Source organism: Microbacterium sp. Nx66, from assembly GCF_904066215.1.
GTDB classification, from domain to species: Bacteria; Actinomycetota; Actinomycetes; order Actinomycetales; family Microbacteriaceae; genus Microbacterium; species Microbacterium meiriae.
In genome coordinates this window covers 2375783-2393347 of the sequence record NZ_LR880474.1, presented here as the reverse complement: position 1 = coordinate 2393347, position 17565 = coordinate 2375783, and the positions used below count along the sequence as shown (strand labels likewise).

The 17565-nt window shown below is 69.8% G+C and carries 13 protein-coding genes; 7 read left to right on the top strand and 6 right to left on the bottom strand.

What is annotated here, in order from left to right:
• Positions 1–5 precede the first annotated feature (5 nt).
• The 3 genes from MICNX66_RS11420 to MICNX66_RS11410 all read right to left on the bottom strand — a co-directional run bounded on the left by MICNX66_RS11420 (position 6) and on the right by MICNX66_RS11410 (position 3951).
• Positions 6–929 carry a serine hydrolase gene (locus MICNX66_RS11420; protein WP_187661983.1) on the bottom strand — a complete coding sequence of 308 codons (924 nt, stop codon included), beginning with the start codon at positions 927–929 and terminating at the stop codon, positions 6–8.
• A complete protein-coding gene (locus MICNX66_RS11415) occupies positions 926–2314 on the bottom strand; it encodes a serine hydrolase domain-containing protein (RefSeq protein WP_187661982.1) in 1389 nt (462 codons plus the stop codon). Before MICNX66_RS11415 ends, MICNX66_RS11420 begins: the two co-directional genes overlap by 4 nt.
• Before the next feature lie 152 nt (positions 2315–2466).
• A complete protein-coding gene (locus MICNX66_RS11410; protein WP_187661981.1) occupies positions 2467–3951 on the bottom strand; it encodes an amidohydrolase family protein in 1485 nt (494 codons plus the stop codon).
• A 167-nt stretch (positions 3952–4118) separates the two neighbouring features.
• Between MICNX66_RS11410 and MICNX66_RS11405 the strand changes: the two genes are divergently transcribed.
• The 4 genes from MICNX66_RS11405 (at position 4119) to MICNX66_RS11390 (ending at position 9354) form a co-directional block, all read left to right on the top strand.
• Positions 4119–5132: a LacI family DNA-binding transcriptional regulator gene (locus MICNX66_RS11405; RefSeq protein WP_187661980.1), complete on the top strand. Its 1014-nt coding sequence runs from the start codon at positions 4119–4121 to the stop codon at positions 5130–5132.
• 60 nt (positions 5133–5192) lie between these two features.
• The gene (gene mmsA / locus MICNX66_RS11400) at positions 5193–6806 is read left to right on the top strand and encodes a multiple monosaccharide ABC transporter ATP-binding protein (RefSeq protein ID WP_442922885.1); all 1614 of its coding nucleotides are present in this window, start codon (positions 5193–5195) and stop codon (positions 6804–6806) included.
• Positions 6803–8170, top strand: a complete 1368-nt coding sequence (gene mmsB / locus MICNX66_RS11395) for a multiple monosaccharide ABC transporter permease (RefSeq protein WP_187661979.1) — start codon at positions 6803–6805, stop codon at positions 8168–8170. The genes mmsA and mmsB overlap by 4 nt, the downstream gene beginning before the upstream one ends.
• Positions 8171–8232: 62 nt before the next feature.
• A complete protein-coding gene (locus MICNX66_RS11390) occupies positions 8233–9354 on the top strand; it encodes a substrate-binding domain-containing protein (RefSeq protein WP_187661978.1) in 1122 nt (373 codons plus the stop codon).
• 108 nt (positions 9355–9462) lie between these two features.
• On the opposite strand, the gene MICNX66_RS11385 is transcribed toward MICNX66_RS11390, so the two are convergent.
• Positions 9463–10671, bottom strand: a complete 1209-nt coding sequence (locus MICNX66_RS11385; RefSeq protein WP_187661977.1) for a Cmx/CmrA family chloramphenicol efflux MFS transporter — start codon at positions 10669–10671, stop codon at positions 9463–9465.
• Between the two features lie 184 nt (positions 10672–10855).
• Positions 10856–12196, bottom strand: a complete 1341-nt coding sequence (locus tag MICNX66_RS11380; protein ID WP_187661976.1) for an HNH endonuclease signature motif containing protein — start codon at positions 12194–12196, stop codon at positions 10856–10858.
• A gap of 102 nt (positions 12197–12298) precedes the next feature.
• On the opposite strand from MICNX66_RS11380, the gene MICNX66_RS11375 reads away from it, so the two are divergent.
• Genes MICNX66_RS11375 through MICNX66_RS11365 form a run of 3 tightly spaced genes read left to right on the top strand, consistent with a single transcriptional unit; the run spans position 12299 to position 16813 of the window.
• Positions 12299–13063: an alpha/beta fold hydrolase gene (locus MICNX66_RS11375; RefSeq protein WP_187661975.1), complete on the top strand. Its 765-nt coding sequence runs from the start codon at positions 12299–12301 to the stop codon at positions 13061–13063.
• Between the two features lie 42 nt (positions 13064–13105).
• Positions 13106–14995: an ABC-F family ATP-binding cassette domain-containing protein gene (locus MICNX66_RS11370; RefSeq protein WP_187661974.1), complete on the top strand. Its 1890-nt coding sequence runs from the start codon at positions 13106–13108 to the stop codon at positions 14993–14995.
• Between the two features lie 39 nt (positions 14996–15034).
• Positions 15035–16813 (top strand): Na+/H+ antiporter, encoded by a 1779-nt coding sequence (locus MICNX66_RS11365; RefSeq protein WP_187661973.1) that lies wholly within the window; start codon positions 15035–15037, stop codon positions 16811–16813.
• A 110-nt stretch (positions 16814–16923) separates the two neighbouring features.
• Here the strand turns inward: MICNX66_RS11365 and MICNX66_RS11360 are convergent, their stop codons facing one another.
• The gene (locus MICNX66_RS11360) at positions 16924–17562 is read right to left on the bottom strand and encodes a hypothetical protein (protein ID WP_187661972.1); all 639 of its coding nucleotides are present in this window, start codon (positions 17560–17562) and stop codon (positions 16924–16926) included.
• Positions 17563–17565: the final 3 nt, after the last annotated feature.

Genomic DNA, 17565 nt, shown 5'->3' with positions numbered 1-17565 from the left:
GCGGTTCAGGAGTCGTGGCTCCGGCTCGGTGTCGCCGCGCGCAGGTGCTCGACGGCGGCGTACGCGGCGGCGCCGATGGACGCGTCGACGCGCGGCTGCCGATCGGCGAGCGAGGCCGCGCGGGTGAAGACGGCGACGGCGTACTGCCGACCGTCCGGGTAGGTCACCACCCCGGCCTCGTTGCGCCAGGTGGGCAGCGTCCCCGTCTTCGCTGCGATCTGCACGCCGGAGGGGAAGGCGGACGAGAGTCGGTGCGGCCAGATCTGTCTGGCCATGATGTCGCGCGCCTGCCGGCAGGCCGCCGCGGGGGCGGCGCGGTCGCTCCACAGGGAGTCGAGCAGCATCGTGACCTCGCGGGGGGTCGAGCGCGTGGTCCGCTGCGGATCGAGCGCGTCGAGGGCGAGCACCTGGTCCGCCGACGCACCGCTCAGCAGAGCGTCCAGGTCGCTGTCCGGGGTGCCGCCGAGACCGGAGACGACGGAGGCGAACAGGTCCTCGCAGCAGCCGATGAGGTGCGTGCGGTGCAGGCCGAGATCGGTGATCACCCTGTCCACAGCCGCGGCGCCGAGGCGGTGGTAGAGGACGTCGGTGGCGGCGTTGTCGCTCATCGACATCATGTTCAGAGCGAGGTCGCGCCAGCTCACCTCGGTGTCGTCGGCGAATCCGGCCGTGCCGACACCGCCGATGCGGTAGCGGGCCGTGACGGTGGTGCGCTCCCGCCCGTCGAGCTCGCCCGCCTCGACCGCACGGACGAACGCCGTCAGCACGAGGATCTTGAACACCGATGCGAGCACGACCGGCTCGTCGGCGCCGATCGCGACCTCCGGTCCGCCGTCGACGCCGATCTCCCGCGCGTGCAGGAAGCCGACGGCGCCGGCATCGGCGAAGATCTCCGAGATGCCGGGAGCTGTCGTCGCCGCGGTCGTCATGCGTCCACCCGGCGGTCGGCCCGGCCCGTGTGCAGGTACAGTGCGCGACCCGTGCCGTCGTCGCCCACGAAGGCGTGCGGCATGCGGATGCCGTTCTGCGCCTCGCGGGGGAGGAGGGTGTCACCCGCCCAGCCGACGAGCTCCACCGGTTCGGGGGCCGGACCCAGCTCCGCGAAGATGCCCTTCATGGTGCGCTCGAGCCACACGCGACCGTCGTCGTCGACGCGTACGGTCGAGTCGGACACCGAGGACGAATAGGTCCCGAGGATCCGGTCGAGGTCGACCTCCACGGGGGAGTGCGGGAGGGAGGGCAGCGCCGGCATGCGCACGCCGGCGAGGGCGGCGAGGACCCGCGAGGTGATCGCGTGGTAGACGTCGACGGCGTGTCCGCCGTTGGTGAGCACGGCGACGGCGACACCCGAGCCCGGCACCATGCGGAGGAATGCGTTCTGGCCGATCGTGCCGCCGTCGTGGCCGATGACGGGCCCGCCTTCCCAGTCGAAGAGCTCCCAGCCGAGGCCCCAGGCGTCGCCCATCAGCCCGAGGTCCGGCAGCTCGACCTGACGTTCCTGCATGGCCTGCACGCTCACCGTCGAGAGCACACGGGTGCCGTCCGCGGCGACGCCGCCGTCCAGATGCATCCGGGCGTACGTCACGAGGTCGCGCGCCGTCATCGCGAGCATCGATCCGGCAGGGGCGTTGGAGCGCACGAGACTCCACACGGGTGCCGGGACAGGTTCGTCGCCGTCCTCGGACGGGAGATGACCGAGTGCGGCGCGGAACATGATCGCCTCCGCCGCGGAGGTGGCGAGATGGGTGAGCCCGAGCGGTGTCGCCAGATGCGTGCGCAACGCCTGGTCGAAGGACGTCCCGCGCAGCACCTCGACGATCCGGCCGAGCACCACGAAGGCGGCGTTGTTGTACGAGAAGCGCTCGCCGGGTGCGAACAGCTGCGGGGCATCCGTGATCGTGGCGAGGTACTTCTCCACGGCGTCGTCGCCCACCCCGGTGTCGTTGAACAGGTCGCCCTCGAATCCGCTCACGTGGCTGAGGAGCTGGCGCGGGGTGATGGCGCTCGCCGCCGCCTCGTCGGCGATCGCGAACGCCGGGACGACGTCGCGCACCGGCGCATCGAGGTCCAGCAGACCCTCGTCGACGAGCTGCATGATGAGCGTCGCCGTCCAGGTCTTGGTGATGGACCCGACCTGGAAGACCGAGTCCTCGTCGGCTTCGACTCCGGTGTTGCGGTTCAGGATGCCGGCGGCGGCGGTGACGACCTCGCCGTCGGACAGGACCGCGACGGATGCCGCGGGGACGTGCGCGTCGGCGAGCAGCGCGGGCAGGTTCTCCCGCACCCAGCTGCCGATTTCGTTCAGTTCGGACACGTGCGCTCCTCTTCGTCGAGTCGGCCGTCGCCACGGAGGGGGGACGGCGATGCGCCGAGACTATTGGCGGGTTCCGGTTCGTCGTTGGTGCCCGGCGACGAGATGTGCGCCGCCCTTGGTGCCGCCGGACGAAGAGCTCAGCGCTCGAGGCGTCAGGCGTCGCCGCGCACGGCACGTCCCGGCAGGGCATCGGGCACGATGTCGCCGTCCCGCACCACCGCCGTGCCGTGCACGAGCAGGTGCCGGACGCCCCGGGATGGGCGGGTCGGGTCGGCGTAGCTGGCGCGATCGGTCACGGCGTCCGGGTCGAGGATCACCAGGTCGGCGTCGGCGCCCACGCCCAGGTGGCCCTTCCGTCGCATCCCGGAGGCGACCTCGTCCAGCACGCGGGCGGGGAGGGTGGAGCAGCGGCGGAAGGCCTCCAGCCAGCTCCACTCCCCGCTTTCCCGCACCATCAGGCGCAGCGACTTGAGGAACGTGCCGGCGGTGCGCGGATGCGTGTGCCCACCGGGCGGGAGTGGCCAGTCCCGCTGCTCGTACACGGAGGAGCCGTCGGGCTGCGTCCACGACACCGGCATGGCGTCGCTCGCGACGATCGCGTCCGGGTAGGCCAGCGCGCGGTGGAGGTGGGCGCGGTCGAAGGGGTCGGCCTCGTCGAGGAAGGTGACGATGCAGGTGGCGCCGGGATCGGAGGCGCGGAGCTCGCGCAGCCGGGTCTCGTCGGCGATCCGCTCGCCCGTCTCCACGAGGAGGAGCGACTGCGGCGTGATGCCGAGGCCGGGGAGCTTCTCCGGCGCGAGGAAGAAAGCCCCGATGGCTGTGCTCCCCGCGCCGTACGGATAGGCCTCGACGGTCACCCGGGAGCCGGCGGCCCGACTGCGGTCGAGGAGCGCGAGCACCCGGTCGACGTGGCGGAGCGAGGTGCTGTTCACGTGGCAGTGGTGCATGGCGGCGCCGGTCTCGGCCGCAGCCCGGACGAGTTCCTCCGACCCGTCGATCGGGGTCCGCGGATCGGCCTCGATCAGTTCGCGGACGTGGGTGAAGGTCGGGGCGTGTGCGGCGGCGGCGATCCGGGCGAGGGCCAGGTACTCGTCCGGGTCGGATCGCGGGGCGTAGCCCATCAGCACGCCGATGCCGAGAGCTCCGGCGGACAGCTCGTCCTCCAGGAGGCGCAGCCAGCGGCGACGCTCGACGGGGGAGGAGGACCGCTGCCACTCGCTGAGGCCGAGTAGGTCCATCGACGCGGTGAAGTCGGCGACGGGCACGCGGCCGAGGTGAGCGAGGGCGCGGGCCTGCGCCCAGGAGGCGGAGAACCCGTAGTTCAGGGGGCGTCCGTCCGCGGCGGCGCGCGCGAAGGCCTCCGCGATCGGCATGAGCCCGGCCTCGAGGTCGAGTGCGGTGGTCACGCCGTCCATCGCCTGGAGCCGCTGACCGGCGATCGAGTGCACGTGGCTGTGCAGGTCGACGAAGCCGGGACCGACGATCGCCCCGTCCGCCTCGATCACGTCGGCACCGACGGGCGCGGCGAGATCCCGCCCGATGGCCCGCACCCGCCCGTCGGCGATCAGCAGGTCGGCGGTCCGGTCCGTCTCGGTCATCGGGTCGATCACGCGCCCGCCGCGTACCAGGGTGTCCACCCCGCCACCCTCGCACCCTCCGCGCGGCGCGTCCCGTGCCGTCGGACGAAACCAGGGCGTGCTTCCGGTGCGCTCCCACGAACTCCGGTGCCCCGTCGAGGTGCACGGGGCATCGTCGGCAGACATAATGAAGTAGTCATGTGACCGTGCACACGCGAGGAGGCTGGATGTCCACCTCCTCCGAGCGTGCCCGCATGCCCAGCATCCGCGACGTCGCCCGCCTCGCCGGCGTCTCCCACCAGACGGTGTCCCGGGTGCTCAACGATCACCCCAGCATCCGCCCGGAGACCAAGGCGAAGGTCCTCGACGCGATCGCCGTCCTCGACTACCGCCCCAACCTCGCCGCCCGCGCGCTCGTGACGAGCAAGTCGAACATGCTCGGCATCCTCTCCGCGACGATCGGCGAGTTCGGACCGACGTCGTCCATCGCCGGCATCGAAGACGCGGCGCGGGAGGAGGGGTACTCCGTCTCCACGCTCAATCTCCCCGCGACCACGCCGGAGGCGATCGGCAACGCCGTGCGCCAGCTCGAGCGCGAGCAGGTCGACGGCATCGTGGTGCTCGCGCCGCAGGTGCGCGTCTTCCATGTCCTGCGCGGCATGAACGTCACGATGCCGTTCGTGACCCTGCAGACGGCCTCGGGATCGGACGGCGTGAGCCTCTCGGCTGACCAGGTGGCGGGGGCGAAGGCGGCCACGGAGCACCTGATCGCTCTGGGCCACAGCGACATCCTCCATCTCGCCGGCCCGCAGGACTGGATCGAGGCCGAGTCCCGGATGCGCGGGTACCTCGATGCGCTCCGCGACGCCGACCTTTCCACGTTCCCACCGATCCGCGGCGACTGGACGGCCGACTTCGGCTACTTCGCCGGCAAGGAACTCTCGCTGCGGCGCGACTTCACGGCGGTGTTCGCGGCGAACGACCTCATGGCGATCGGGCTGCTCCACGGCTTCCGCGACGCCGGGCTGCGCGTGCCGCACGACGTGAGCGTGATCGGCTTCGACGACATCCCGGTCGCGGCGCACGTGGCGCCGACGCTCAGCACGGTGCATCAGGACTTCCCCGAGCTCGGCCGACGCGCCGTGCGCATCCTCCTCGCCGAGATCCGCGGTGAGAAGCCCCCCGCGTTCGGCCCTCTGCAGACCCTTCTGCGGGCGCGCGAATCCGCTGCATCACGGTAGCGACACGAAAACACGCCGCGGACTTGACACCGCTCCCGCGGAAGACGACGATATACCGATGTGAACGGTCACATCGAAGGTGACCGCACGTCGCGAGGAAGATCCGTGAGCACCACAGCAACGTTGCCGACCGTGTCAGGCCCGATCCTGGAGATGCGCCGCATCACCAAGGAGTTCCCGGGAGTCAAGGCGCTCGCCGACGTCTCGATCACCGTCCGCGCCGGTGAGATCCATGCGATCTGCGGCGAGAACGGCGCCGGGAAGTCGACGCTGATGAAGGTCCTCTCGGGGGTGTACCCCTACGGGACCTACGACGGCGAGATCCTCCTGTACGGCCAGGAGCAGCGCTTCAAGGACATCGCTGCCAGCGAGCAGGCCGGCATCGTCATCATCCACCAGGAGCTCGCGCTCATCCCGGAGCTCTCGGTCACCGAGAACATCTTCCTCGGCAACGAGATCCGCCGCTTCGGGCGCATCGACTGGCAGGCGCAGAAGGAGCGCACGATCGAGCTCCTCGCCCGCGTGGGGCTGGATGAGGACCCTGACGTCCCGGTCAAGACGCTCGGCGTCGGCAAGCAGCAGCTCATCGAGATCGCCAAGGCGCTGAACAAGGACGTCAAGCTGCTCATCCTCGACGAGCCGACCGCGGCGCTCAACGAGAACGACTCGCAGCACCTCCTCGACCTGATCCTCGGGCTCAAGGCCAAGGGCATCGCGTCGATCATGATCAGTCACAAGCTCAACGAGATCGAGCAGATCGCCGACGAGATCACGATCATCCGCGATGGCCGTACGGTCGAGACGCTCGACATCTCCCGCGGCGAGATCAACGAGGACCGCATCATCCGCGGCATGGTCGGCCGGTCGCTGGAGAGTCGCTACCCGGATCGCACGCCGGAGATCGGCGAGGTGTTCTTCGAGGTCAAGGACTGGTGGGTCCAGCATCCGACCGTGCCGGAGCGCATGGTCGTGAAGGGGTCGAGCATCAACGTCCGTCGTGGCGAGGTCGTCGGCATCGCCGGGCTCATGGGGGCCGGCCGTACCGAGCTGGCGATGAGCATCTTCGGCCGCTCCTACGGCACGTTCCTCTCCGGCACGATCGTGAAGGACGGACAGGAGATCGAGCTCCCCGACGTCGCCGCCGCCATCAAGCACGGGCTCGCCTACGTGAGCGAGGACCGCAAGGTGCTGGGCCTCAACCTCCTCGACACCATCAAGCGGTCCATCGTCGCGGCGAAGCTCTCCAAGATCGCGCACCACGGCGTCGTCGACTCCCGCGAGGAGTTCTCGGTGTCGGAGCGGTACCGCAAGGCGCTGCGCATCAAGACGCCGTCGGTGGAGGAGGGCGTCGGCAAGCTGTCCGGCGGCAACCAGCAGAAGGTCGTCCTGGCGAAGTGGATGTTCACCGACCCCGACCTGCTGATCCTCGACGAGCCCACCCGCGGCATCGACGTCGGCGCCAAGTACGAGATCTACGCGATCATCAACGAGCTCGCCGCGCAGGGCAAGGGCGTGATCGTCATCTCCAGCGAGCTGCCCGAGCTGCTCGGCATCTCCGACCGCATCTACACCGTGTTCGAAGGCCGGGTCACCGACTGCATCCCGGCCGACCAGGCGACCCCCGAAGACCTCATGCGCAGCATGACCTCCGCGACCCAGAAAGCAACCGCATGACCACCGACTCGACCACCGCGAAGCGCGGCTTCCACTTCAAGGACATCACGAAGATGTTCGGGGGAGGGCAGTCGACCCTCCGTCAGTTCGGCATCCTCGGCAGCCTCGTCGTCATCCTCGTCGTCTTCCAGGTGCTGACGTGGATCTTCAAGGGCACCGGACTGACGCTGTCCTCCGGGAACCTCATCAACGTCGTCAACCAGTACTCGTACATCCTGATCCTGGCGATCGGCATGGTGATGGTCATCATCATGGGGCACATCGACCTCTCGGTCGGATCGGTCGCCGCGTTCACGGGCATCGTCGTGGCGAAGGCCATGCAGGACTGGAACCTCCCCTGGCCGCTGGGCATCCTCCTCGGTCTCGGTGTCGGCGTGCTCGTCGGTGCCTGGCAGGGGTTCTGGGTCGCCTACGTCGGGGTGCCGGCGTTCATCGTGACGCTGGCCGGCATGCTGTTCTTCCGCGGTGCGAACCAGGCGGTGGGTGACTCTCAGTCCGTGCCCGTGCCAGAGGGCTTCAAGATCATCGGTGCCGGCTACCTGCCGGAGATCGCCCTGCCCCTGCCGTTCAACATCCCGACCATGCTGCTGGCGCTCGCCGGTGTCGCATGGATCGTGTTCTGGGAGATCCGCACCCGGCGCATCCAGCGCAAGATGGGCTCCGACATGGCGCCCATCTGGGTGAGCGTGACGAAGGTCGTCCTCATCTCGGCCGTCATCCTCATCGCCGGCTGGCTGTTCGCCACGGGGCGCGAGGGCACGAGCTTCCCGATCTCGGGCGTCATCCTCCTCGCCCTCGTGATCCTCTACTCGTTCATCACGAACAACACCGTCTTCGGCCGCCACATCTACGCGGTCGGCGGCAACCGCCAGGCCGCGCGCCTCTCGGGCGTGAAGGACCGTTGGGTGGACTTCTTCGTGATGATGAACATGTCGGTCCTGGCCTCGCTCGCCGGCATGATCTACGTCGCGAGGGCGACCGCCTCGGGCCCGCAGGACGGCAACGGCTGGGAGCTCGACGCGATCGCCTCCGTCTTCATCGGCGGCGCGGCCGTCTCCGGCGGCATCGGCACGGTGATCGGGTCGATCATCGGTGGTCTGGTGATGGCGTTCCTGAACAACGGCCTCGCGCTGCTCGGCGCCGGTGCTGACGTGGTCTCGATGATCAAGGGCCTCGTGCTGCTGTTCGCCGTCGGCGTCGACGTGTGGAACAAGCAGCAGGGTCGTCCGTCGATCACCGGCTTCCTCACGCGCCGTCTCGGCCGCAAGCAGGACCCGGCCACCGACACGTTCGATCCCACGAAGACCAACTACCCCACCAGTCAGAAGTACGAAGCCCCCGCCGTCGAGGAGACGCGCGGATAGTAAGGGCCACGTCGCGCAACGCAGGCGCGGCGGGACCTGCACACACCAGAGAAAGAGATCACATGAAGAAGATCCTTCTGTCGGCGACAGCGCTTGTCGTCGCGGGCGCATTCGCCCTCACCGGCTGCTCCTCGGAGCGCGGCGGTGGGGACTCGGGTTCGGGGTCGGGCGAGGAGACCGCCTCGGGCTTCGACGCCGGCTCCACGATCGGTGTCGCTCTGCCCGACAAGACCTCGGAGAACTGGGTCCTGGCCGGTCAGCTGTTCACCGACGGCCTGGAGAAGGCCGGTTTCAAGGCGGACGTGCAGTACGCGCCCGCCAGCAACACGGTCGCCGAGCAGCAGAACCAGATCCAGGCGATGGTCACCGGTGGCGCCAAGGTCATCATCATCGGTGCCAAGGACGGCAAGCAGCTCACCACGCAGGTGGAGGCCGCCCGCGACGCGGGTGTCGCGGTCATCGCCTACGACCGTCTCATCGAGAACACCGACGCCGTGGACTACTACGTCGCCTTCGACAACTTCGAGGTCGGCAAGCTCCAGGGCCAGGCGCTGCTCGACGGCCTCGCCGAGCGCGCGGGTCACGAGGCGCCGTACAACATCGAGCTGTTCTCGGGCTCGCCGGACGACGCCAACTCGGCGGTGTTCTTCAACGGGGCGATGGAGGTGCTGCAGCCGAAGATCGACGACGGCACGCTGAACGTCGTCTCCGGGCAGACCGAGATCTCCCAGACGGCGACCGAGGGCTGGAAGCCGGAGAACGCACAGCGTCGCATGGACTCGATCCTCACGTCGAGCTACGGCTCGGAGACGCTCGACGGCGTCCTGTCCCCGAACGACACCCTCGCCCGCGCCATCATCACCTCGGCGCAGCAGGCAGGCAAGCCCGTCCCGGTGGTCACCGGTCAGGACTCCGAGGTCGAGTCGGTGAAGTCGATCATGGAGGGCGTGCAGTACTCCACGATCAACAAGGACACCACGCTGCTCGTGGAGCAGGCCATCAAGATGGTCGGTCAGCTCCAGAAGGGCGACGAGGTCGACGTCAACGACACCGACCAGTACGACAACGGCAAGAAGGTCGTCCCGGCCTACCTGCTCCCGCCGGTCATCGTGACCAAGGAGAACGCGGCCGAGGCGTACGCCAACGTTCCGAGCCTCCTCGAGATCGTGAAGTCGTACGAGTAAGCAGAAGCGAGACCGTCCTCGTTCCCCGCGAACGTCGGGCACGACGAGCCGTCCGGACCTTCGGGTCCGGGCGGCTCGTCGCCGTTGTCAGGGCTCAGCCTCGTGGCGTCAGCTGCCGGAGTGCCTTCTTCGCGTGATCAGGGCAAGAAGGAGGGCACAGGCCGACAGGGTCACGGCGACCGCGACGGGGGAGAGCGGACCGGCTCCGCTGGCGAGCGTCCAGCCGCCCCAGGCCGGACCGATCACGGCACCGAGGTTCAGGGCGGCGGTCGCGTAGGACCCTCCCATCGTCGGGGCGGCGGAGGCGGCGTACAGGACGCGGGTGATCAAGGTGCTTCCCACGCCGAACGAGGCCATGCCCTGCACGAAGACGAGAACCAGCAGCGCGACCGGCTGATCCGCGACCGTCGCCAGGACGATCCAGCCGCCCAGGAGCAGCGGTCCACCGACGGCGAGCAACGCGCCCGAGTGCCGATCAGCGTATCGACCGGCGATGGTCACGCCGAGGAACGAGCCGAGACCGAACAAGACGAGCGCGACCGAGACCGCAGCGTCGGGCAGACCGGCGATCTCGGTGACGATCGGCGCCAGGAACGTGAAGACCGCGAAGGTCCCCGCGTTCACCAGCGCCGCCAGGATCATCGCGAGGGCGAGAGGCGGTGTCACCAGGAGGGCGATTTCCGCGCGCAGGGACGGTGCCTTCCTGGCGGGATGCGCCGGCGCCGGGGCTGCTCCGGATGTCGACCGGGGCTGCGCCGGCGTCGCGCCCCGGATCGTCGTCGGCACTCCACGGAGGATCCCGAGGAGTGCGGGGAGACAGAGCAGCGCGACGGCGGCGAAGGTGGCCCGCCAGCTCGATGCGCTGCCGAGCACCGCCCCCGCAGGGACGCCGACGACGGTGGCGATGGTCGTCCCCGAGAGCACCACCGCGAGGGCGCGTCCCGTGCGTTCGCGGGGGACGAGGAGAGTCACCGTACGGAGAGCGACGGCGAGGAACCCCGCGTTCGCGAGGGCGCCGAGCACGCGCATGACGAGGAGGAGCTCGAAGGCAGACGTCACCGCGCCGACGACATGGCACGCGGCGAAGAGCGCCAGGCAGACGATGAGCGTGCGACGCGGCGGCCACTCACGCGCGAACGCGGCCATGGCGGGCGCGCCCACGACCATGCCGACGGCGAAGGCCGAGGTGAGGAGACCGGCCGTGCCGACCGGGACGTGGAGGTCGTCCGCGATCGCGGGGAGGAGTCCAGCGAGCATGAACTCCGAGGTGCCCATGACGAAGACCGCCAGGGCGAGGGCATAGAGGGGGAAAGGCATCGAGTGCTCCGAGGTGAGAGGGAAGAGGAGGGCTTCTCGTCACCACGGTCAGCGCCCGGGTCACCGGCGCGCGCCCGCCGACAGGGCGGACGAAGGGATCAGCGGTTCACGGGGCTGACGGTGTGACCGGCAGCCCCCGACCTGTCTGATTCGGGGCTCGACATGCCCTCCACCCTAGGGCTGCTCAGTGAGCCGGCGCGATCACGGGCGAAGACCACGGGGGATCCTCGGCGAAGGTCACGGTGTGCGGAGGCGGCGGTCGGTCGATGTAGCTCCGGCCGGTGGGGCTCGTCCACTCCAGAACGCCGCCCGGCCCCTGCTCGACGTGCCACGGAGAGTGGTGTTTGAGCATGTGATGTCGTCGACAGAAGGTCGCGAGGTTGTCGTGCACGGTCTCGCCGCCGAGCGCCGCATCGTGATTGTGATCGAGGTCGCACTTCCGCGGCGCGAGGCCGCAGCCGGGGAAGCGGCAGCGTTGATCGCGGGCCCGCAGGTGCCGGCGGAGGTCTTCGCTCGGCCGGTACCGGTCGACGGCCAGCAGCGCCCCGCTGATCGGGTGAGTGAGCACCCGGTCCCATCCGCTCGCCGCGCCGGCCAGTCGGCGGGCCGTGGCCGGATCGATCGGGATCACCCCGTCGAGCTCGGCGGCGAGGATCGGAGTGCCGCCCGTGGTCCCTTCCTGCTCGCCGTGCATCAGGGTCAGCACCGGCACGGTGACCTCGACGCGCGCTCGAAGTTCCGAGAGCAGTCCTTCTTCCGAGTCATGTCCCGCCGGAGCGCCCGTCAGGACGAGGTCGGCGAGCAGGTCCGCGCGCAGCTGATCCACGGTCCTGTCGTCGGGGATGCTCTCCTCCGCCTCCCGACGGTGTGCTCGCGCGTTCTCCTCCCGCACGGCATGCGCCATCTGGGAGAGCCGGTCGAACATGCCGTGCACGAGGGCCGCAGGGCCGCGCGCACCGAGTTCGGCCATGCCATCCTCGAGGTCGGTCACCCAGACGCGGCGCAGCTCCCTGGCGTCGCGGTGTCGCTCGACGAGCGTCCGCTCCTGGAGCCGGTCGGCCAGTCGGCGCACGAGCCGGCGTATCCGGTTCGGAGACTCCGCAGCGGCCACCTCGATCGCCTCCGTCGCGAAACACGAACGGTCGTCCGGGTCATCGAGATGAGCGCCCGCCTCCACGATCAGCCGCGCGTGCGCGGCGCTGATCCGTCCGGCGCCCTGGGCCTCCCAGACGGTGGGGAACCGCTCGACCAGCCAGGACGCCTCGGACATCCGCCGTTCGATCGCGCGGTCGCTGACGCGCTGTGCGGCCCCGATCTCCGCGGCGACCGTGCGGATCGCCATGTCGCCGCCGTCCGGATGACGCGCCTGCCGAGCGATGTCGACCGCAAGCCGCCCCGCCATCGCCAGGAGACCATCCCGCGCGGCCTGCATGCTGCTCAGCGTCTTCTCGGCCGCTTCCAGCCCCTCCACCAGATCGGCGAGCATCGCCATCTGGGAGTCGGTCGCGTCGAGCAGTGCGGGCATGACGTCAGTCCATCACCGACCACTGACATTCGAACGAAGGTTCGAAGGAATCTGGCCGAAAGTCGTATCACGAAAGGATAACGACCGTGGTTGACTGGCTCCGTGCTCCTGAACGTCATCGAAGCCGGGGAGGGCGACCGCGTCGCCGTGCTGCTGCACGGCATGATGGGGTCCGCCGAGAGCTGGCACCGCGTGGTCCCGCTGCTCGTGGAACGCGGCTTCCGCGTGCTGGCGCTCGATCTGCCCGGCCACGGCCTCTCGCCGCGTGATCCGGAGCTCACGATCGAGACGGCCGCCGACGCCGTCATCGAGACTCTGGCGCAGGTCGCGGCAGGCTGCGATGCCGAGGGCACCCCGGGGGACCGCGCCTGCTCCACCCTCGCCGTCGCCGTGGGGCACTCCTTCGGCGCCACCGTGCTCGCCGCCGCCGCGCCGCGCCTCGACCCGGGCCTCGCCGTCTACGTCGACGCGCCGCTCGCCCTCCAGGGCGGCCAGGATCGCGCCGCCCTCGTGTCGCAGTACGAACATGACCGCCGCGCGCGCATGTCGCCCGCCGAACTCCGCCGCCTCCGTCCTTTCTACTCCGTCGACGACGCCACGGTCGAGGCGCGGGCGGCCGAGCGGTTCGACCCGCCGACGGCGGCCTCCGTCTCCTGCGGGGAGGACGGCCATTGGACCGCCGCCCCCGGCTCCATCGTCGTGCGCGCGGAACCCAGCGCCTGGGTGACCGATGAGGACGCGCGACGGTTCGAGCACGGCGGGGTGACGGTGCGCAGCATCCCCGGCGCCGCCCACACCGTCTGGTACAGCCACTTCGAGGTCTTCACCGCCGCGCTGCCAGAGCTCTTCGCCCCCTCGCTCGTCTGACCGGGCGACCGCCCGACGCGGCGCGACTACCCTGGAGAGGACATGGCACATCTTCTCGGGGCCGAAGCCCTGCACCTCGAATACCCGACCCGCGTCGTCTTCGACGCCGTGACCCTCGGCATCGAGGAGGGCGACCGCATCGGCATCGTCGGCCGCAACGGCGACGGCAAGTCCAGCCTTCTCGCCATGCTCGCCGGCCGGAAGGAACCGGACTCCGGGCGCGTGACCGTGCGCGGCGGCACCCGCATCGGCGTCCTCGACCAGGCCGACACGCTCCCCGACGACATCACGATCGCCGCCGCCGTGGTCGGCGACATGGCCGAGCACGAATGGGCCGGAGACGCCCGCGTCCGCGATGTGATCGAGGGGCTGCTGACGGATCTGCCGTGGGACGCGCAGATCGGCTCCCTCTCCGGCGGGCAGCGCCGCCGTGTGTCCCTCGCGAAACTGCTCACGGGCGACTGGGACGTCATCGCGCTCGATGAGCCGACGAACCACCTCGACGTCGAGGCGATCACGTGGCTCGCCGGGCACCTCAAGAAGCGCTGGCCCGCGAACGCCGGAGCCCTCCTCGTCGTGACCCACGACCGGTGGTTCCTCGACGAGATCTGCACCGAGACGTGGGAGGTGCACGACCGCATCGTCGAGCCCTTCGAGGGCGGCTACGCGGCCTACATCCTGCAGCGGGTCGAGCGCGACCGCATGGCGGCGGCGACAGAGGCGAAGCGGCAGAACCTCGCCCGCAAGGAGCTCGCCTGGCTGCGCCGCGGTGCCCCGGCCCGCACCAGCAAGCCGAAGTTCCGCATCGACGCCGCCAACGAGCTCATCGCCGACGTGCCCGAGATCCGCGACAAGGTCTCGCTGCAGTCGCTCGCCGTCTCGCGGCTGGGCAAGGACGTCGTCGACCTGCTCGATGTGGGGGTGACGTACCCTTCGACAAGCTCAGGGACCCAGGCAGGCTCAGGGACCCAGGCAGGCTCAGGGACCCAGGGAGGCTCAGGGACCCAGGGAGGCTCAGGGGGCGGGAAGACCGTGCTCAAGGACGTGGAGTGGCGGATCGCCCCGGGCGAGCGCACGGGCATCCTCGGCGTGAACGGTGCCGGGAAGTCCACCCTCCTGGGGCTCATCTCCGGCACGGTCGAGCCCACCGAGGGGCGGATCAAGCGAGGGAAGACCGTGCAGGTGCGCACTCTCACGCAGCGCCTCGACGAACTCCTGCCGCACTGGAACGACCCCGTGCGCGTGGTCATCTCGGGTCTGCGCACGTCGTACACGCTCGGCGCCGGGTCGAAGGCGCAGGACCTCACGCCCGGACAGCTCCTGGAGCGACTCGGGTTCTCGTCCGCCCAGCTCTCGACGCCGGTGAAGGATCTCTCCGGTGGCCAGCAGCGTCGGTTGCAGCTGCTGCTGGTGCTGCTCGACCAGCCGAACGTGCTCATCCTCGACGAGCCCACGAACGACATGGACACCGACATGCTCGCCGCGATCGAGGACCTCCTCGACTCCTGGTCGGGCACGCTCCTCGTCGTGAGCCACGACCGGTACTTCCTGGAGCGGGTGACGGATCAGCAGTACGCGATCCTTCCCGGTCCGGACGGCGCGGGGCGCCTGCGGCATCTCCCGGGCGGCGTCGACGAGTACCTGCGCCTGCGACAGCACCTCGAGACGGCCCCGGCGACCGCGGCAGCGGCCCCCGCAACGAGCGGTCTCGACGGCGCTGCTCTCCGGGCGGCGCAGAAGGAAGCCGCCGCCCTGGAGCGCCGCATCCAGAAGCTCACGCAGCAGGTCGACACGGCCAAGCACGCCCTCGCCGACCACGACCAGTCCGACTACGAGGGCCTCGGCGAGCGGATGAAGGCGATCTCGGCGCAGGAGGCCGAGATCGAGGAGCTGGAGCTGCGCTGGTTCGAACTCACGGAGCAGATCGGCTGACGGAGGAATATCCTTCTCCCACGACTGTTGGGAGTAGCGATGGAAGGCCTCGAAGTAACCGTCCTGCTCGGACTCACGATCCTCGTCGGAACCCTGATCGCCCCGCGCGTGCGTCTCGCGCTGCCCCTCGTCCTCGTCATCCTCGGTCTGGCGCTGGGATTCATCCCGCCGCTGCGCGAGGTGCAGCTTCCGCCGGAGACCGTGCTGCTGCTGTTCCTGCCGGTGATGCTGTTCTGGGAGAGCCTGACCACGTCGCTGCGGTCGATCCGCCGCGACTTCCGCTACATCGTGCCGATGAGCACCCTTCTCGTCGTCGCCTCCGCGTTCGCGGTGGCCGGCATCGGCGTGCTGTTCGGCATGCCCTGGGAGATCGCCCTCATCCTCGGGGCCGCGGTCGCGCCGCCCGACGCCACGGCCGTCGCGGCCCTCGGTCGGCTGCTGCCGCGTCGGATGTTCATGAAGCTCAAGGCCGAGAGCCTGACCAACGACGGCACCGCGCTCGTGCTCTACGCCATCGCGGTGTCCCTCGCGCTGGGCGGCCAGGTGACGCCGCTCTCGGTCACCTGGGACGTTCTGGTGTCGTACGTGGGCGGGATCGCCGCGGGGATCGCGGTCGCGGCCCTGGCCACGCTGCTGCTGCGCCGCATCTCCTCCACCATCGTCATCAACGTCACGCTGCTGCTCGTGCCGTTCTCCGCGTTCCTCATCGCCGAGCTCGTCCACGCGTCGGGCGTGCTCGCCGTGGTCGTCGCCGGACTGATCGTCGCCTGGGTGTCGCCGCGCGTGACGACGGCGGCCTCGCGCCGACAGGCCGACGCCGCCTGGCCGTTCGGCGTCTTCCTCCTCAACGGGGCGCTGTTCGTCCTCATCGGCCTCGAGGTGCAGTTCGTCGCGCACGAGATCTCCGCCGCCGCCATCGGCCGCCTGGTGCTCGTGACGCTCGCCGTGTGGGCGACGCTCTTCGCCGTCCGGTACGTGTTCCAGCTCCTCAACGTGCTGTTCCAGCGTCGCCCGGCCGAACGCCCGCCGCGCGGCGCCCGCTCCCGCGCCCGACTCGTGTCCACGGTCGCCGGCATGCGCGGAGCGGTGTCGCTGGCGATCGCACTGTCGGTGCCGACCGGCGTCTCCGAGGGGAGCGTCGTGGGCGGCCGTGACGAGATCGTCTTCGTCACCGCCGGCGTGATCCTGCTCAGCCTCCTCGTGCAGGCGCCTCTCCTCCCCGCGCTCGTGCGCTGGGCGCGATTCCCGGTCGACCATGCCGAGGACGAGGAGTACGAGCTCGCCGAGCGCGCGATCTCCGGAGCGGCCCTGGCCGCACTCGACGACCTCGCCGCCGAGCACGGCATCGGCCAGGAGGTGCGCGATCGGGTGCGTGCCGAGGGGTACCAGGCGCTGGAGTTCGCGAACGCCCGGACACTCGCGCGGGAGCAGGCGCTCATCGACGCCGAGGCCGACGCGCTGGACGAGATGCTCGGCGAGCCCGATCCCTACGGCACCGGGGGAGATGCGCGCAGCCGCGAGGACGAGGACGCGGGCGACGTCGCCGTGTCGGCCGGGACCGCCCCCGACCCCGAGGCGACGGACGGCACGACGCTGCAGATGATCGCGACCTCCGCCGACGTCGACCTCGCCCAGCGCTCGCCGCTCGTGCGGCACGAAGAGCACACCCGGCTCAAGCTCGCGCTGCTCGACCGCAAGCGCGAGGTCCTGCTCGGGCTCCGCGGCGCCGGCACCGTGGACGACATGGTCGTCCGCCGGATCTCCGCCCGTCTCGACCTGGAGCAGGTGCGCCTGCAGGGCATCGAAGAGCTCGACTGACCCGCCTCGCACGCGGCTATGCGGTTTCGTCGTTCCCGTCCCGATCAGACAGGACTTGCGAAGCGGGACCGGGCGCACGCTTGCGCCCGGTCCCGCTCCGGTAGCAACGGCTACACGCCTGAAAGATCCACCCAGTGCGTCAGCTTCAACCATGCGCTCCCGGTTCCCGAGAGCTTGAACTTCACCTCGGCGAGCACCCGGGGAGAGGTGAGCGAGTTCTGCGGCGGCTTGGTCTGGAAGCCCCACCCCGTGTTGTAACTGTAGGTATTCGTCGTGGGGGCCTTCTTGATGATGGACGGTGAGCCTCCGCCGCTGTAAATCTCTACCTTTCGACCCTGGAGGGCGAACCCGGGATCTGGCGTCCATCGACCGGTGACCTTCTCTGACCGGATCTGATCGCCTTTGCTGTTCAGGCTGTAGGTAATCGTGATGGACGACTTGACCGATCCGTTGTCGTGGTTGCCGCCCACCGAGGAGCGTGGAGCCACGACACCGGGGATTACGGGCGCGCTCGGGACGGGAGGAGAAGGAACTCGCGTCTCTATGGTGGCGGTAGTGCTGCCCTCCTCAACCGGTATCTGCTCTGTCTGCTGGTAGACGATCTCTCCAGTTCGTACGTCTGACACGACGATCGTGGATGACGCATACGAAGGCTTCTCTTCGGTAGCCGCATACGCGGCTGACGTGAGGGAGAGGGAAAGTGCCGCGGCTGCGGCGACCGCGAGTCCGGCCTTCTGATGTCTGTTCATGAT